The sequence below is a fragment of the Rhizobium sp. Leaf321 genome, from assembly GCF_001423215.1.
GTDB classification, from domain to species: Bacteria; Pseudomonadota; Alphaproteobacteria; order Rhizobiales; family Rhizobiaceae; genus Neorhizobium; species Neorhizobium soli.
In genome coordinates, this window is the sequence record NZ_LMOF01000008.1 from 22,385 (window position 1) to 36,956 (window position 14,572).

General features: G+C 60.7%; 15 protein-coding genes. 6 read left to right on the top strand and 9 right to left on the bottom strand.

Annotated features, from left to right (window positions below):
• The 5 genes from ASF70_RS17215 to ASF70_RS17235 all read right to left on the bottom strand — a co-directional run bounded on the left by ASF70_RS17215 (nucleotide 1) and on the right by ASF70_RS17235 (nucleotide 3,912).
• The gene (locus ASF70_RS17215; RefSeq protein ID WP_062581501.1) at nucleotides 1-792 is read right to left on the bottom strand and encodes an amino acid ABC transporter ATP-binding protein; all 792 of its coding nucleotides are present in this window, start codon (nucleotides 790-792) and stop codon (nucleotides 1-3) included.
• Nucleotides 789-1,457, bottom strand: a complete 669-nt coding sequence (locus ASF70_RS17220) for an amino acid ABC transporter permease (RefSeq protein ID WP_062581503.1) — start codon at nucleotides 1,455-1,457, stop codon at nucleotides 789-791. Before ASF70_RS17220 ends, ASF70_RS17215 begins: the two co-directional genes overlap by 4 nt.
• A complete protein-coding gene (locus tag ASF70_RS17225; RefSeq protein ID WP_062462075.1) occupies nucleotides 1,454-2,095 on the bottom strand; it encodes an amino acid ABC transporter permease in 642 nt (213 codons plus the stop codon). Before ASF70_RS17225 ends, ASF70_RS17220 begins: the two co-directional genes overlap by 4 nt.
• A gap of 101 nt (nucleotides 2,096-2,196) precedes the next feature.
• Nucleotides 2,197-3,027, bottom strand: coding sequence for a transporter substrate-binding domain-containing protein (locus ASF70_RS17230; RefSeq protein ID WP_062581505.1), 831 nt, complete (start codon nucleotides 3,025-3,027; stop codon nucleotides 2,197-2,199).
• Nucleotides 3,028-3,198: 171 nt separating this feature from the next.
• Nucleotides 3,199-3,912 carry a GntR family transcriptional regulator gene (locus ASF70_RS17235; RefSeq protein ID WP_062581507.1) on the bottom strand — a complete coding sequence of 238 codons (714 nt, stop codon included), beginning with the start codon at nucleotides 3,910-3,912 and terminating at the stop codon, nucleotides 3,199-3,201.
• A gap of 235 nt (nucleotides 3,913-4,147) precedes the next feature.
• Between ASF70_RS17235 and ASF70_RS17240 the strand changes: the two genes are divergently transcribed.
• From ASF70_RS17240 to ASF70_RS17265, 6 genes are all read left to right on the top strand, one after another.
• Nucleotides 4,148-5,236 carry an ABC transporter ATP-binding protein gene (locus ASF70_RS17240; RefSeq protein ID WP_062581509.1) on the top strand — a complete coding sequence of 363 codons (1,089 nt, stop codon included), beginning with the start codon at nucleotides 4,148-4,150 and terminating at the stop codon, nucleotides 5,234-5,236.
• A 37-nt stretch (nucleotides 5,237-5,273) separates the two neighbouring features.
• On the top strand, nucleotides 5,274-6,563 hold the full coding sequence (locus tag ASF70_RS17245) for a PotD/PotF family extracellular solute-binding protein (RefSeq protein ID WP_062581511.1): 1,290 nt from the start codon (nucleotides 5,274-5,276) through the stop codon (nucleotides 6,561-6,563).
• 251 nt (nucleotides 6,564-6,814) lie between these two features.
• Nucleotides 6,815-7,720, top strand: coding sequence for an ABC transporter permease (locus ASF70_RS17250; protein WP_062581513.1), 906 nt, complete (start codon nucleotides 6,815-6,817; stop codon nucleotides 7,718-7,720).
• A gap of 18 nt (nucleotides 7,721-7,738) precedes the next feature.
• A complete protein-coding gene (locus ASF70_RS17255; protein ID WP_062462092.1) occupies nucleotides 7,739-8,557 on the top strand; it encodes an ABC transporter permease in 819 nt (272 codons plus the stop codon).
• A gap of 9 nt (nucleotides 8,558-8,566) precedes the next feature.
• The gene (locus ASF70_RS17260; protein WP_062581515.1) at nucleotides 8,567-9,313 is read left to right on the top strand and encodes an aspartate/glutamate racemase family protein; all 747 of its coding nucleotides are present in this window, start codon (nucleotides 8,567-8,569) and stop codon (nucleotides 9,311-9,313) included.
• On the top strand, nucleotides 9,310-10,146 hold the full coding sequence (locus ASF70_RS17265; RefSeq protein ID WP_244474076.1) for a GNAT family N-acetyltransferase: 837 nt from the start codon (nucleotides 9,310-9,312) through the stop codon (nucleotides 10,144-10,146). Before ASF70_RS17260 ends, ASF70_RS17265 begins: the two co-directional genes overlap by 4 nt.
• On the opposite strand, the gene ASF70_RS17270 is transcribed toward ASF70_RS17265, so the two are convergent.
• Genes ASF70_RS17270 through ASF70_RS17285 form a run of 4 tightly spaced genes read right to left on the bottom strand, consistent with a single transcriptional unit; the run spans nucleotide 10,124 to nucleotide 14,448 of the window.
• Nucleotides 10,124-10,924, bottom strand: coding sequence for a FadR/GntR family transcriptional regulator (locus ASF70_RS17270; protein ID WP_082471960.1), 801 nt, complete (start codon nucleotides 10,922-10,924; stop codon nucleotides 10,124-10,126). The genes ASF70_RS17265 and ASF70_RS17270 overlap by 23 nt on opposite strands.
• A gap of 1 nt (nucleotide 10,925) precedes the next feature.
• Nucleotides 10,926-11,912, bottom strand: coding sequence for a galactofuranose ABC transporter, permease protein YjfF (gene yjfF / locus ASF70_RS17275; RefSeq protein ID WP_082471961.1), 987 nt, complete (start codon nucleotides 11,910-11,912; stop codon nucleotides 10,926-10,928).
• Nucleotides 11,909-12,943 carry an ABC transporter permease gene (locus tag ASF70_RS17280; protein WP_062581519.1) on the bottom strand — a complete coding sequence of 345 codons (1,035 nt, stop codon included), beginning with the start codon at nucleotides 12,941-12,943 and terminating at the stop codon, nucleotides 11,909-11,911. Before ASF70_RS17280 ends, yjfF begins: the two co-directional genes overlap by 4 nt.
• On the bottom strand, nucleotides 12,943-14,448 hold the full coding sequence (locus ASF70_RS17285) for a sugar ABC transporter ATP-binding protein (RefSeq protein WP_062581521.1): 1,506 nt from the start codon (nucleotides 14,446-14,448) through the stop codon (nucleotides 12,943-12,945). The genes ASF70_RS17280 and ASF70_RS17285 overlap by 1 nt, the downstream gene beginning before the upstream one ends.
• Between the last annotated feature and the right edge of the window lie 124 nt (nucleotides 14,449-14,572).

The window sequence follows — 14,572 nt, forward strand, 5'->3', positions numbered from 1 at the left end:
TCAGATCAGCATGCTGGCGCCGCGGTCGAGATAGGTATCGAGGAACTGGTCGAGACGCGGATGGCGCGGTTTGGCAAAGACTTCCGAGGGTGGGCCGGAAAACAGCAGCTTGCCATGGTCGAGAAACGAGATTTGCTGGCCGACGGTCGCGGCAAAGCCGATTTCGTGGGTCACGACGACCATGGTCATTCCCTCCTCGGCCAGATCCCGCATCACTTTCAGCACTTCGCCCGTCAGCTCCGGGTCAAGCGCCGATGTCGCCTCGTCGAACAGCATGATTTTCGGCTCGAGTGCCAGGGCCCGTGCGATGGCGACGCGCTGCTGCTGACCGCCGGACAATTGCGACGGGTAATGACCGGCGCGGTTTTCCAGGCCGACCTTGCGCAGCTGTGCCATGGCCTTTTCCTCGGCATCGGCTTTCGACAGCTTCCGGACGATCCTCAGGGCTTCGCTGACATTGCCGAGCGCCGTCATGTGCGGCCAGAGATTGAACTGCTGGAAGACCATGCCGGTTTGCGCGCGCACAGCGCGGATCTGCGCGGCGGACAGGCGTTCGCGCTTGCCATCGGGCTTTTCGAAAAAGCCCAGCGCCTCGCCGTTGATGGTGATCATGCCGCTGGTTGATTCCTCCAGAAACGCCAGGCATCGCAAAAGCGTGCTCTTGCCGGAGCCGGAAGGGCCGATCAGGCAGGAAACCTTGCCCTCGGGTATTTCGAGATTGATATCCTGCAGAACGGTCGTCTCTCCAAACCGCTTGACCAAGTTGCGGATGGTGATGGCGGGTAGGGTCATGCTTTCGAAAACCTCAAACGGGAAAGCCGGTATTCGGCGGCGCGGCCAAGCCGGTCGGTCAGCTCGACAAGTGCCCAGTAGACGACAGCAAGGATGAAGATTGCCTCGAGATAGGCATATTGCTGCGAGCCGATGGCGCTGACGGTGGCCGTCAGTTCCGGCACGGTGATGATCGACAGGACGGCGGATTCCTTCAGCAGGATGACCGAGAGATTGAATGCCGGCGGCAGCACGATCAGCGCCATTTCCGGGATCTGGATGCGGCGGATCGTCTGCAGGCGCGTCATGCCAAGGCAGCCGGCAGCCTCAACATGGCCGGTTGGCACGGCGGCAAAACCGGCTCGGAAAATCTCGCTGTAATAGGCGGCGCTGTAGACCGTCAAACCGATCAGGCCGCAGGGGATCGGATCCAGCATCAGGCCGACGAACGGACCGCCGTAATAGAGAAGAAAGATCTGGATCAGGAAGGGCGTGCCGCGCAGCACTTCGACAACGGAGCCGAGGACGGCGTTGGTCGCGAACCCACCGAAGCGGCGGGCGGTTGCCACGAGAAAGCCGATGACGACGCCACCGGCAATGCCGGCGATCCAGAGCAGAAGCGTGACGAACAGCCCGCTGCCGAGTTCGGGCAGCTTTTCGATGATGACCTGAGGATTGAACATCATGCGGAAGTCCTCGCCATGGATCTTTCCGCGTAGCGACCGAGAAGCGCGATCGTCGAGCAGATCACGAAATAGACCAGTCCGGCACTGAGGAAGATTGGGATCGGCTGGTAGGTGCTGGAGGCCAGATCCTGTGCCATCTTTGTCAGCTCGATGATCCCCACGACAGACACAAGCGACGATGCCTTGAGGATCATGATCGATTCGTTGACCAGCGTCGGGAGGGTCAACCGAAGAGCGATTGGGACCTGGATCCGCGCAAAGATCTGAAGCGGATTGAAGCCCGTCACCTCAGCTGCCTCGATCAACCCTTTCGGCACGCTGGAGAAGCCGCCGCGCAGGTTTTCCGCCTGATAGGCCGCGGTGCAGAGCGACAAGCCGATAATCGCCGCGACGATGCTTGGCACATTGAGACCGATCGCCGGCAGCAGCGTGTAGATCAACAGCAGCTGGACAAGCAGCGGCACGCCGCGGAAGAAGCTGACGAACAGTCTTGCAGGAGCCGAGTAGATCGTCTTGCCGGACAGGGTCGCGGCCGAAAGCAGGATCGCGATGACGAATCCGATCGCAATCGAGACCAGGCTGATGCCGATGGTCGACACCGCCGCCTGCAGGAGAAGCGTGAATAGTTTGAACGTCATCTGTCGTCACGTCTCGCCCGGGGAATGCGGCGGGCGGATGGAGCAGTGGATTGAAGCGGGCAGGACAGGAGCTGTCCTATCCTGCCCGTTCGCAAGGTGTCTTAGAACGCAGGTTCTTTCACTTCGTCCGGCGTGTCGAACGTCGTGCCGAACCACTTTTCCTGCAGTTTGGCTAGGCGTCCGTCCTTCTTCATCTTGATGACTTCGGAATTGACGTATTCGACGAGGCTCGCGCTGTCGGCGTCCTTCTTGCCGATGAAGCCGAAATAGGCCTTCTTGCCGAAGGCGGGTGTCACCACTTCAAAGACGCCGGCGCGCTGCTTTGCGACGAAGGCAATGTTCGGCAGCGAATTTGCGACGGCGACGATACGGCCGGCCGCCAGATCCGCATAGGCGTCGTTGAAGGAAACGTATTCGCGGGCAGTCACCTTGGTCGGCAGCGTCTCGGAATATTGCTGCAGCTGAGCGAGCTGCGCGGTCGCCTTGCCGGCGCCGACGGCCTTGCCGGCAATGTCTTCAGGCTTGGTGATCGATGTATCGCCGGCTTTCTTCAGGATGGCGACGGTTGCCTCTGCAATCGGCGCGGTCATCTTGAAGCGTTCCAGGCGTGCCTTGGTGATGGTGGCAGGGCCCGCGACGAAATCGAACTTGCCGGCTTCCAGCGCCGGGAAGACGCCATCCCAGGGAAGCTCGACCCATTCGATCTTGACGCCGAGATCCTTGCCGAGTTCTGCGAAGAAATCGACGTTGAGGCCCGTATGCGTTCCGGCATCGATAAAGTCGAAAGGAGCGAAGGCAGTTTCCGTGCCGACCTTCATGACGCCGGCCGCCTTGATGCGGGCAAGCGCGTCATCTGCGGCATGGGCGGAAAACGCCGTGGTTACGAGAAGCGCGGCGCCGACGGCGGCCTTCAGCAGGTGTCTCTTCAGCATTGGTGATGTCTCCACGTTATCGGCAACGCGTGCCGATTGCTGTTCCCGTTTATTGGCTCGGCGGCGTGAACCGGCCAAGCATGGAAGCAAATAGACAGAGCTTCGGAAACAGAGTCAACGCGCTTTCGCACTGCAATATAGAACCTGGGTAAGTGTACAGATACTGATCGATCAGCCGATCGCGAGGGCGTCTTTCAAGCCGAGGCCCTGCTTTTCCTGCAGGTCGAGATCGGCTTCGATATGATCGATATGGTGCAGCATCAGAGCTGCTGCCCGTTCGCCATTGCCGTCCTTGAGGGCGTCGAGGATGGCGAAGTGCTCGCTGTGGCCGCAGCTCGACACGCCGGAACGTCCGTAAAGCGCGATCACCAGTGAAGAGCGGGCTATCAATTCGTCCATGAAGCGCTGCAGAATGGAATTTCCGGCGACCGAAGCCAGCATCAGGTGGAAATCTCCCGAAGCCTTGATCTCGGCGCGTCGTGCAGCCGGACCGCGCTCGGTCATGTAGCGCTCTTCTTCCTGAAGTTGGCGCCGGAACTGCTCGATGTCCTCAAGCGTGATACGTTCGAGTGCCGCCGCGACGATGCCGGGCTCGATCAGCCGGCGCGACGCGAAGATCTGCCGCGCTTCGTCGGGAGACGGATTGGAGACGAAGGCGCCGCGGTTGCGCTCTGTTTTCACCAGGCCTTCGAAGGTCAGCATCTGCAGTGCGGCGCGGGCAACGGTGCGGCTGACGTCGAAAAGCGAGCCGACTTCGGCTTCCGAAAGCTTGGTTCCCGGCGCCAGGCGACGGTCGATGATCGCGTTGCGCAGCGCTTCGCGTATCGCCATAGACCGGTCTTCCGGCGTCGTCTCGCTGAGAATGATCTGCTCGCTGATACTCATCACCACATCCCGTTAATCTCCATTACTCCAGACAAATGGAGATTGCCAGAACGGATGTCTTCGATCCACGGCAAGGATTGCATACGATTTGCGCACTGGATCGGTATCGATCGCATGATTTTTGCGCATTGCACTCAAACGGTTTTATCAGCGCAAACCGATGTTCCAGTGCGGTCAAAGGGTTATCGGAACTGGCACGGCGGATGCATCTCGTTTGGCAAGCAGGGAGCACCGCATGAGCAAGGCCGCCGAAATCGATATCGCCTCCGTCACCAAGACCTATGGGACGACGACGGCGGTCCATGCGATCAGTCTCAAGATCCCGGCCGGCACCTATTGCTGCCTGCTCGGCCCGTCCGGCTGCGGCAAGACGTCGACGCTGAGAATGATCGCCGGCCACGAGAGCATCACGTCGGGCGACGTGCGGCTTGGCAACACGGTGGTCACGGATCTTCCGCCCGCCAAACGCGGCACGGCAATGATGTTCCAGTCCTACGCGCTGTTTCCGCATCTCGATCTGGTCGATAACGTCGCCTTTTCCCTCAAGATGAAGGGCGTCGACAAGGATGTCCGCCGCGCCAAGGCTATGGACCTGCTGCGGCTGATGCAGATGGAAGGCTATGCGACACGCCGTCCGGCCCAGCTTTCCGGCGGTCAACAACAGCGCGTGGCGCTGGCGCGTGCGCTGATTACCGATCCGGAAGCGCTGCTGCTTGATGAGCCACTTTCGGCGCTCGATCCGTTCTTGAAGATCCGCATGCGGGCGGAGCTGAAGAAGCTGCAGACCTCGCTCGGCATCACCTTCGTGCATGTGACGCACAGCCAGGAAGAGGCGATGGCGCTTGCCGACATCATCGTCATCATGAATGACGGCCGCATCGAGCAGGCGGCTCATCCGCGCGTCGTGTTCGAAAAGCCGGCGACAGCCTTCGTCGCTAAGTTCATGGGCGACCACAACGTCATTTCCGGTCGCGTCACCAAAAGCGCGGGCCAGGAACTGATGCTGTCGGTGCCGGCCGGTGCCGATTTTCTGGCCGTCGGCGACAATGGCGACCTGACCGATCAGGCCGATATCGCCATCCGTACCGATCACGTCCGGATCGGCCAGCCGTCCGAAACGGGCCTCGGTTTTACCGGCTCGATCACCAATATCGAATATCGCGGTTCCTCGGTGAAGCTGTCGGTCAACGGCGCCGGCATCGAGGATTTTACCGCGATCCTCTCCGACACCGATTTCTTCGCCAATCCGGTCAAGGTCGGAGAGGCGATCCCCCTATGCTGGGGCCGGGAGGACGCGATTGTCCTCGGGCGCCTCAAGCACTGATCCCACTCACAATAATCAACTAGAGGAGAACATGGGAATGACTGAAATTCAAAAGACCGCAAAGGGACTTTCGCGCCGCTCGCTGCTGAAGACCGCATCTGCCGCTGCCGGCCTTGCCGCCGGTTCGGGCGCCATTACCGGCTTCCCGACCATCTGGGCGCAGAACCCGATCACGATCCGCCAGTTCGGTACCGGCGTTTCGAACCTCAATGCGATTGCCGAAAAGTGCAAGGCGGATCTCGGCATCACGCTCGAAATGACCGCTACCGACTCCGATGCCGCTGCCCAGCGCGCCGTCACGCAGCCGAACTCCTACGACATTGCCGACATCGAATACTGGATCCTCAAGAAGGTCTATCCGGCCGGCGTCATCCAGCCGATGGATGTGAAGAAGCTGAAATATTACGACAAGGTCGTGCCGCTGTTCAAGAACGGCAAGCTGAAGCCGGACAGCGTGATCGCCCAGGGCACGGCGCCGCATACGGTCGGCTTCGTCGAAAAGGCGGGCGACAAGAAGTTCGCCAAGGAAGAGACCCAGTGGTTCACCATGATGCCGACGATCTACAATGCCGATACGCTCGGCATTCGTCCGGATCTGGTCGGACGCGAGATCACGACCTGGGCCGATATCATGGACCCGAAGTTCAAGGGCAAGACGTCGATCCTGAACATTCCGTCGATCGGCATCATGGATGCCGCGATGATCATGGAAGCCATGGGCAACATCAAGTATGCCGACAAGGGCAACATGACAAAGGCCGAGATCGATGCGACCATCGATTTCCTGATCAAGGCCAAGCAGGCGGGCCAGTTCCGCGCCTTCTGGAAGTCGTTCGACGAAAGCGTCAACCTGATGTCGTCGGGCGAAGTCATCATCCAGTCGATGTGGTCGCCAGCCGTTGCCGCCGTCCGCTCCAAGGGCATCGCCTGCAAATATCAACCGCTCAAGGAAGGCTATCGCTCGTGGGGCGGCGGTCTCGGTCTTGCCGCGCATCTTTCCGGCGCCAAGCTCGATGCGGTCTATGAATATATCAACTGGTACACATCCGGTTGGGTCGGTGCCTACCTCAACCGCCAGGGTTACTACTCGGCTGCCATGGACACGGCCAAGGAACACATGTCGGCCGACGAGTGGGGCTACTGGATCGAAGGCAAGGCAGCCCAGGGCGATATCGTCGCGCCCGATGGCAAGGTCATGGAAAAGGCCGGTGCGGTGCGCGATGGCGGTTCCTTCGAGGAGCGCATGGGCCATGTCGCCTGCTGGAACTCGGTAATGGACGAGGACCGCTACATGGTTCGCCGCTGGAACGAGTTCATCGCGGCTTGATCGACATCTTCCTTCCCTCATTCCTGTGCTCGTCACAGGAATCCAGCCAGCCCAAGTCCTTGGGCTGAAAAGGGTCTCTAACCGCGCAGACGCGCGGTTGCTGGATCCCTGTGACGAGCACAGGGATGAGGGTGGGGCACCAACCTTGCCACAGATCCCTTCTCCCCGCCCGCGGGGAGAAGGTGGCGGCAGCCGGATGAGGGGCACCTTTCCGGACCGCTCTTTTTCGAAACGACAGGAGCCTTTTGGTGATGGTGGCAGTGCGATTCCTAGGTGTTGGCGAACCGAAGCCGAAGCGGCAGATCCGCATCCCGCTCGGCCTCGTCTCCTATCTGCAGGCGACGCCGCTGACGCTGATCCTTGGGTTTTTCCTGGCGCTTCCGATCCTGATGATCGTGATCGTCAGTTTCTGGGATTACGATTTCGCCCAGATGTATCCCGACTTTCTGACCATGAACTATGTGGAGACGCTCGGATCCTGGGTCACCTGGAAGACCTATCTCAACACGCTGAAATTTGCGGCGATCGTCTGGGCGATCACGCTGTTCGTCGGATTCTGGGTCGCCTATTTTCTCGCCTTCCACATTCGCACCTCGGCGATGCAGATGGTGCTGTTTCTGGTCTGCACCGTGCCGTTTCTGACATCCAACATCATCAGGATGATTTCGTGGATCCCGGTTCTCGGGAGAAACGGGTTGATCAACAGCGCGCTTGTCAGTGCCGGCATCGTGCCGGAGCCGATCCAGTGGCTGCTTTATTCTGACTTTGCCGTGGTGCTTGCCATGGTGCATCTCTACACGCTGTTCATGGTGACGCCGATCTTCAACACGCTGATGCGCATTGATAAATCGCTGGTCGAAGCGGCGCGTGATGCCGGTGCCTCGTCCTTTCAGATCCTGACCAACGTCATCATTCCGCTGGCCAAACCCGGCATGGCGATCGGCACGATCTTCGTGGTGACGTTGGTCATGGCCGATTTTTCCACCGTGCAGGTCATGTCCGGGGGCCAGAGCGCGTCGGTGGCGCTGATGATGAAGAACCAGATGTCGCTGCTGCAATATCCGGCTGCCGCTGCCAATGCGGTGGTTCTTCTGGTCCTCGTTCTCTTGATGGTCGCGGGCATCCTGCGCATCGTCGATATCCGCAAAGAACTGTGAAGATGGGGGAGCTTTGAGATGCACAGCGACAAGCGCGGCCGCGAATTCTATTTTCTTGCCCTATTCTTCGCCATCTTCGTGCTGTTTCTCTATGGGCCGCTGTCTGCGGTGCTGATCCTGTCGTTCCAGGGACCGAACGGTGGTCTGACGTTCCCGCTGAACGGCGTCTCAACCCGCTGGTTCGTCAACCTGTTCGAGACCCAGGCGGTCGGCGATTTCGGCGGTTCATTCCGGCGGTCCACAGCACTCGGGGTGATGGTGATGATCGTCACGGTCGTCGTGGCACTCCTGGCGGGCCTTGCCTTTCGCCGCAAGTTTGCCGGGGCTACCGCGCTCTTTTACCTGGCGGTGGCCAGTCTCGTCGTTCCGTCGATCATCGTATCGCTCGGCATCGGCGTCGTCTTCCAGCAGTTCGGGCTGGAGCCTACCTGGTACACGTCTGCCTTCGGCGCGCATCTGACATGGACCCTGCCGTTCGGCGTGCTGATCATGTTTGCCGTGTTCAACCGCTTTTCGCCGGCCTATGAGGAGGCTGCGCGCGATCTCGGCGCCTCGTCCTGGCAGACGTTTTCCAATGTCGTGCTGCCGATGATCGCACCCAGCCTGATCGGCGTCGGACTGTTCGGCTTCACGCTTTCCTATGACGAGTTTGCCCGCACGCTGATGACAGCTGGCACGTACAATACGCTCCCGCTCGAGATCTACGGCATGACCACCAATGTCACGACGCCGGTGCTTTATGCGCTCGGGACCGTGACGACGGTGTTCTCGTTCCTGGTCATTGCCGGAACGCTCGGCTTGATCGTCTATATCAACCGTCGCCGACTGCGGAGCTGATCCCACACGATGCGCATTCTGATCGTCAATCCCAATACCACCGCCAGCATGACTGCGACCGTTGCCGACAGCGCCGCCCGCGTTGCCAATTCCGGCACGCAGATCGAGGCCGTCACATCGTCCATGGGGCCGGTGTCGATCGAGGGCTATTATGATGAGGTGTTTGCGGTCCCCGGCCTTTTGGTCGAGCTTGCCAAGGGTGAAAAGGCCGGTGCCGACGCGGCGATCATCGCCTGTTTCGATGATACGGGGCTCGATGCAGCCCGGGCTCTCGCCCATATCCCTGTTATAGGCATCTGCGAAGCGGCGCTTTCTGCCACCGCCTTTATCGCGCAACGCTTCACGATCGTGACGACCATGGAGCGCTCACGCCTGCCGCTCGAACATCTCGTCCATCGCTACGGCATGGCCGGCCGCTGCAAGGTGCGGGCCGCCGATATTCCGGTCCTGTCGCTGGAAGTTCCGACATCCAACGCGCGCGAACGCCTTCGTTCCGAAATCGCGCTGGCCTTGAAGGAAGACAAAGCGGAGGCGATTGTGCTCGGTTGCGCCGGCATGGCGGATCTTGCCGCCGAGCTGCGGGCCGAATGCGGGGTTCCCGTGGTCGATGGTGTCGCGGCTGCCGTGAAGCAGGCTGAAATGCTGGTGGCATTGGGGTTGTCGACCGCCAAAAACGGCGGTTATGCAACGCCGGTTGATAAGCCGTATGTCGGGCTTCTCGAAGGGTTTGCGCCGGGCAGGCTTGCAGCCCGATGATGGGCTCGCCGGTTATCCGGACTTTGACGCTTGGGGAGGTGGAATGCCTTCTCGACTGGGCGAGAGCGGAAAGCTGGAACCCCGGGCTTGCCGATGCGGCGGCTTTCCATGCGGCGGACCCCGATGGTTTCTTCGGCTGTTTCGTCGATGGCGTGTTCGCATCAGGCATTTCCGCGGTGCGATACGGCAACGACTTCGGCTTTATCGGCCTCTATATCGCGCATCCCGATTTTCGCGGGCAGGGTATGGGCCGGCGTGTATGGGATGCCGGGATGGCCCATATCGAGGGCCGGACGATCGGTCTCGATGGCGTTGCGGAGCAACAGCAGAATTATCGCAGCATGGGGTTCGAGCCGTTCTACGAGACTATACGCTGGAGTGGCCGCCTCAGGGGTACCGCCGTCGCCGGCGTGACCGATGTCAGCGTCGGTAATTTGCCGGCTATCATCCACTACGATCGCAGCGTCTTCCCGCAAGTCCGCAAGGCGTTTCTTTCCGAGTGGCTGAAGCCGCCGAGGTCGACGAAGGTCCTGATCGATGATGGAGAGATCAGAGGATATGGCGTCTGCCGCAAATGTAGCGACGGGTTCAAGATCGGTCCGCTTTTCGCCGAGGGTGCGACCGAAGCCGTCACGCTACTGCAAAGCCTCGTCGCGGAAACCGGAGGCGAGACCGTGCATATCGATGTGCCGGCGCCGCAGCAGGCATTTGCCGACTATCTGGCAGAAGCCGGATTCCAAAAAGGTTTTACGACAGCCCGAATGTATCGCGGCTTGCCGCCGTCAGCGCAGACATCCGATGTCTTCGGGGTCACGACGTTGGAACTCGGGTAGAATCCGGGAAGCGCAGCTCGGCGGTTTTGTTGCCTGGCACGTTCTCCGCAGCATCCAGCGACGTGCGGATGCGGATTTTGCCGACGTCGATCACATGACGCATCGCCGACATCGCCTTTTGCGGATCGCGGGACGCGATGGCATGGGCGATGCGCAGATGGTTGGAGGCGACTTCGTCGATCATTTCCGGCGACGCGGCCGGTGACGACAGCTGGAAGGAAATCGCCAGTGCCGCCTCGATCAAAGCGCTTGCGGAGCGCATGAACGGATTGCCGGACATGCGGGCGATGGCCAGATGGAATTCGAGATCCACGTTGGCGATTGATTCCGGCGTGTGGTTGAGATTGTCGAATTTGGCAGCGATCGCGTAAAGCGAAACGATGTCGTCGCTCGTTGCCCTCAAAGCCGCCGCCGCCGCCGCTGCCGGCTCAAGCGCGGTGCGCATTTCGGCCAGATGCTCGATGAACTCGTAGTCGAGACTCGTCTCGAAACGCCAACTCAAGACATCCGCGTCGAAGAAATTCCAGCTCGAACTGTCGAGGACGCGGGTACCGACCTTCGCCTTGGCTTCGACCAGCCGCTTGGCAGACAGCGTCTTCATCGCCTCGCGTAACACCGTGCGCGATACGCCGAACCGTGCCGAAAGCTCGGTGTCGCCGGGCAGGAGAGACCCTTCCGGGAACGTGCCGGAAACGATCCCGCGGCCAAGCCCAGCGACCACCGTTGCGTGGTTGCTACGGCGCTTTCGCCCGTTAATCGTCGTTTCCAGCAAACTCAAACTAGATCTCCTTAAGCCGACTCTCGGCCAATCGCCGGTTTGAATACCAGATGATACCGCGCTGCAACACAATGAACACGAAAAGGAGGATGCCGATGACGATCTTCGTCCACCAGGAAGACAGTGTTCCGTCGAAGACGATGTAGGTCTGGATCAGGCCTTGGATAAGAATGCCGACGAACGTGCCGGCCACAAGCCCGACGCCGCCGGTCAAAAGCGTTCCGCCGATGACAACTGCCGCAATCGCATCGAGTTCGACGCCGACGGTCGCAAGCGAATAACCCGACGAGGTATAAAGCGTGTATGCGATTCCGGCGAGGCCCGATAGGAAGCCTGACAGGGCATAGATGCCGATCGTCGTGGAGCCGACGGGTACGCCCATCAGTTCCGCCGACTGGATATTGCCGCCGATCGCGTAGACATTTGCGCCGAACCGCGTCCTTCCGGCAATGAACCCGCCGATGATGAAGACGAGCAGCATCAAGATCGCAAGCGCCGTCAGCCGCCCGCCGCCGGGAAAGCGGAAATAGAAGCCCTGGATCGCGTCGATCATCTCGTGGCTGATCGGCACCGACGCCGTGGAGATCAGATAGGCGGCGCCGCGTGCCAGAAACATGCCGGCCAGCGTCACGACAAAAGGCGGAATGCCGAGATAACGGATCATCGCCCCCATCAGGCTGCCAAACAGGGTGGAGATGACGAGAACGGCCAAGAACGCGGTGAGGGGGTGCAGGCCGAGCGAGCCGACGGCCACGGCGACAAAGACGCTTGTGAAGGCGATGACCGAGCCGATCGAGAGATCGATGCCTCCTGACAGAATGACGAAGGTCATGCCGACAGCGGCGATGCCGAGAAACGCATTGTCGGTCAGCAGATTGCCGATCACCCTCGTCGACAGCATGTTCGGAAACTGCAGGATGCAGAGCCCGTAGGCTATGACGAAAATTGCCAGCGTCGTGACGAAGGGAAGATTGCGGGTGTGGATCATCGTGCCGCTCCTTCAACCTTGGAAACAGGTTTCTGACTGGGTTTTGGCTGCGACCTCAAGAAGCCGAGCATGGTGATGACGGCGGGTGATTGCAGTGTCAGCACGATGATGATGATGCCGGCCTTGATGATGAGGTTGAATTCCGGCGGGAAGCCGGAAACGAGAATGCCGGTGTTGATCGACTGGATGATCAGCGCGCCGATCAGCGACGCTGTGATCGAGAAGCGGCCGCCGTTCAGCGATGTGCCGCCGATGACGACCGCGAGGATCGCATCGAGTTCAAGCCAGAGGCCCGCATTGTTGGCATCGGCGCCGCGGATATCGGCGGTCACGATCAGGCCGGCGACTGCGGCACACAGGCCCGAGATCGCATAGACGAAGAACAGCAGGAAGCGGGCCTTCACACCGGCAAGCGTTGCGGCACGGCGGTTGATGCCGGTCGCCTCGATCAGGAAGCCGAGCGCCGAGCGGCGGACCAGCAGGCCGACGAGAAGGCCGGTGCCGAGCCAGAGAAAGATCGGGATCGGAATGCCGGCGAAGGAACCGGATCCGAGCGCTGAAAACGTGTCGTCATTGAAGGTGAGGATGACGCCCTCTGTGATCAGCTGGGCAATCCCGCGTCCCGCCACCATCAGGATCAGCGTTGCGATGATCGGCTGGATATCGAGGAGGGCAACAAGAATGCCATTCCAGAGACCGCAGACGAGGCCGATGCCGAGCGATACGACGATGACGACGGGGATCGGATATCCATCGGCGATCAGCGTTGCGGCAACGGCACCGCAGATGGCGATTACGGCGCCGATCGAAAGGTCGATCCCGCGGGTCGCTATGACGAGCGTCATGCCGATAGTCAGAAGGGCCACCGGTGCGGCGCGCACCAGAATGTCGATGAGGCTGCCATAGACGCGGCCGTTCTGGACCGAGATCGTCAGGAAGCCGGGCGCGATCGCCGTGATCATGCCGAGGATGATCGCAAGCGCGATCAGCTGCGGCGCAAGTCGCTTGAGGCGACGGGTTATCGGGTTCATCAGGCGGCCTCCGTCCGGTTCGGTGCGGCAATCGCCTGCATGATATTGTCGGCGTTGACGTCGCTGCCGGTGAGTTCCGCCACGTGGCGGCGGTCGGAAAGAACAATGACCCGGTGGGCGATCGCCGTCAGTTCCTCCAGTTCGGAGGAAATCACAACAAGCGACATGCCTTCGGCACACAGCCGCTCGATCATTTTCAGGATTTCCGCGTGAGCGCCGATATCGATGCCGCGGGTCGGTTCGTCGAGGATCAGAAGCCGTGGTTCGGTCGCCAGCCAGCGGGCGAGGATAGCCTTCTGCTGGTTGCCGCCGGAGAGGAACTTGATAGGCCGCTCCGCGTCGGCGGGGCGAATGTCCAGGGATTTGATGAACCCTTCAGCCAGGGCCCGGCGCTCGCGCGACGAGATCGGTTTTGCCCAGCCCTGACGGGCCTGCAGTGCCAGGGCGATGTTGTCGGCCACGGAAAGGTCGCCGATGATGCCGTCCGTCTTTCGTTCTTCCGGACAGAAGCCGAACCCGTTCGAAATGGCCGCCACCGGCGAGGAGAGGGCGATCTCCTTGCCGTCGATGCTGGCTGTACCGCTGTCTGCGCGGTCGATGCCGAAAAGGAGGAAGGCCGTTTCGCTGCGGCCAGACCCGAGAAGTCCAGCGACGCCGACGACTTCACCGGGGCGGATGTCGAGATCGAACGGGGCGACGCTGCCGCGTTTTCCGTAGCCGGCGAAACGAATGGGCGCCTCGCCGGTTGGGGCGACGGTTTCTTCGTGGGCCTGATGCTCTCGGGTAATGTCCTGCAGCTCACGGCCGAGCATCATCGAGATGAGTTCGAGACGCGGCAGTTCGGCCAGCGCCCGGCTGCCCACCAGCCTGCCATTGCGCAACACGGTGACCCTGTCGGCCACTGCATAAACCTGGTTCAGGAAGTGGGTGATGATGATGATGCCGAGACCTTGTTCGCGCAGCCTGCGCAGCACGACGAACAGCATTTCGACTTCCTGGCTGTCGAGACTTGCGGTCGGCTCGTCGAGAACAAGCACCTTGCCGGAAAGATCGACGGCACGGGCAATCGCGACGATCTGGCGGATCGCGACGGAATAGGAGGAGAGAAGCGCATCGACGTCGATATCGAGGCCGTATCTCGCGAGAAGCGCTTTCGCGCGCCGACGCATCTCGCGTCGGTCGATGAACCCGAAGCGGCTTGGTTGGCGACCGAGGAACAGGTTTTCGGCCACCGTGAGATTTTCGAGAAGATTGACTTCCTGGTAGACGGTGCCGATGCCGAGCGCCTGCGCTTCCGCGACGTTGGCCGGAGTCACGTCATGGCCATCCAGCCGCATCTCGCCGCGGTCACGCGTGTAGACACCTGTCAGGATCTTGATCAACGTGGATTTGCCGGCGCCATTTTCACCAAGCAGCGCATGGATCTCGCCCCGCTGCAGCGTGAAGTCCACGCCCTCAAGCGCGGTGACGCCGAGAAAGGATTTGCCGACGCCCCTTGCTTCCATGAGCGGGTCATCGAGACGTTCTCGGTCTGTGGCGGAGAACGAATTTTCTGAGGAAGTCTGTATGTCTGTCATGCTCCAGCCCGCATAAGTGGAGGCCGGGACAGCTCTTGAAAAAGCTGCCCCG

Excerpts from the sequence above, each read along its gene's own strand:
- ASF70_RS17285 (WP_062581521.1), bottom strand. The coding sequence starts at position 14,448 with ATGGAAGCAAGGGGCGTCGGCAAATCCTTTCTCGGCGTCACCGCGCTT.
- ASF70_RS17220 (WP_062581503.1), bottom strand. The coding sequence starts at position 1,457 with ATGATGTTCAATCCTCAGGTCATCATCGAAAAGCTGCCCGAACTCGGC.
- ASF70_RS17250 (WP_062581513.1), top strand. The coding sequence starts at position 6,815 with ATGGTGGCAGTGCGATTCCTAGGTGTTGGCGAACCGAAGCCGAAGCGG.
- yjfF (WP_082471961.1), bottom strand. The coding sequence starts at position 11,912 with ATGATCCACACCCGCAATCTTCCCTTCGTCACGACGCTGGCAATTTTC.
- ASF70_RS17265 (WP_244474076.1), top strand. The coding sequence starts at position 9,310 with ATGATGGGCTCGCCGGTTATCCGGACTTTGACGCTTGGGGAGGTGGAA.
- ASF70_RS17260 (WP_062581515.1), top strand. The coding sequence starts at position 8,567 with ATGCGCATTCTGATCGTCAATCCCAATACCACCGCCAGCATGACTGCG.
- ASF70_RS17215 (WP_062581501.1), bottom strand. The coding sequence starts at position 792 with ATGACCCTACCCGCCATCACCATCCGCAACTTGGTCAAGCGGTTTGGA.
- ASF70_RS17235 (WP_062581507.1), bottom strand. The coding sequence starts at position 3,912 with ATGAGTATCAGCGAGCAGATCATTCTCAGCGAGACGACGCCGGAAGAC.
- ASF70_RS17240 (WP_062581509.1), top strand. The coding sequence starts at position 4,148 with ATGAGCAAGGCCGCCGAAATCGATATCGCCTCCGTCACCAAGACCTAT.
- ASF70_RS17255 (WP_062462092.1), top strand. The coding sequence starts at position 7,739 with ATGCACAGCGACAAGCGCGGCCGCGAATTCTATTTTCTTGCCCTATTC.
- ASF70_RS17245 (WP_062581511.1), top strand. The coding sequence starts at position 5,274 with ATGACTGAAATTCAAAAGACCGCAAAGGGACTTTCGCGCCGCTCGCTG.
- ASF70_RS17280 (WP_062581519.1), bottom strand. The coding sequence starts at position 12,943 with ATGAACCCGATAACCCGTCGCCTCAAGCGACTTGCGCCGCAGCTGATC.
- ASF70_RS17230 (WP_062581505.1), bottom strand. The coding sequence starts at position 3,027 with ATGCTGAAGAGACACCTGCTGAAGGCCGCCGTCGGCGCCGCGCTTCTC.
- ASF70_RS17225 (WP_062462075.1), bottom strand. The coding sequence starts at position 2,095 with ATGACGTTCAAACTATTCACGCTTCTCCTGCAGGCGGCGGTGTCGACC.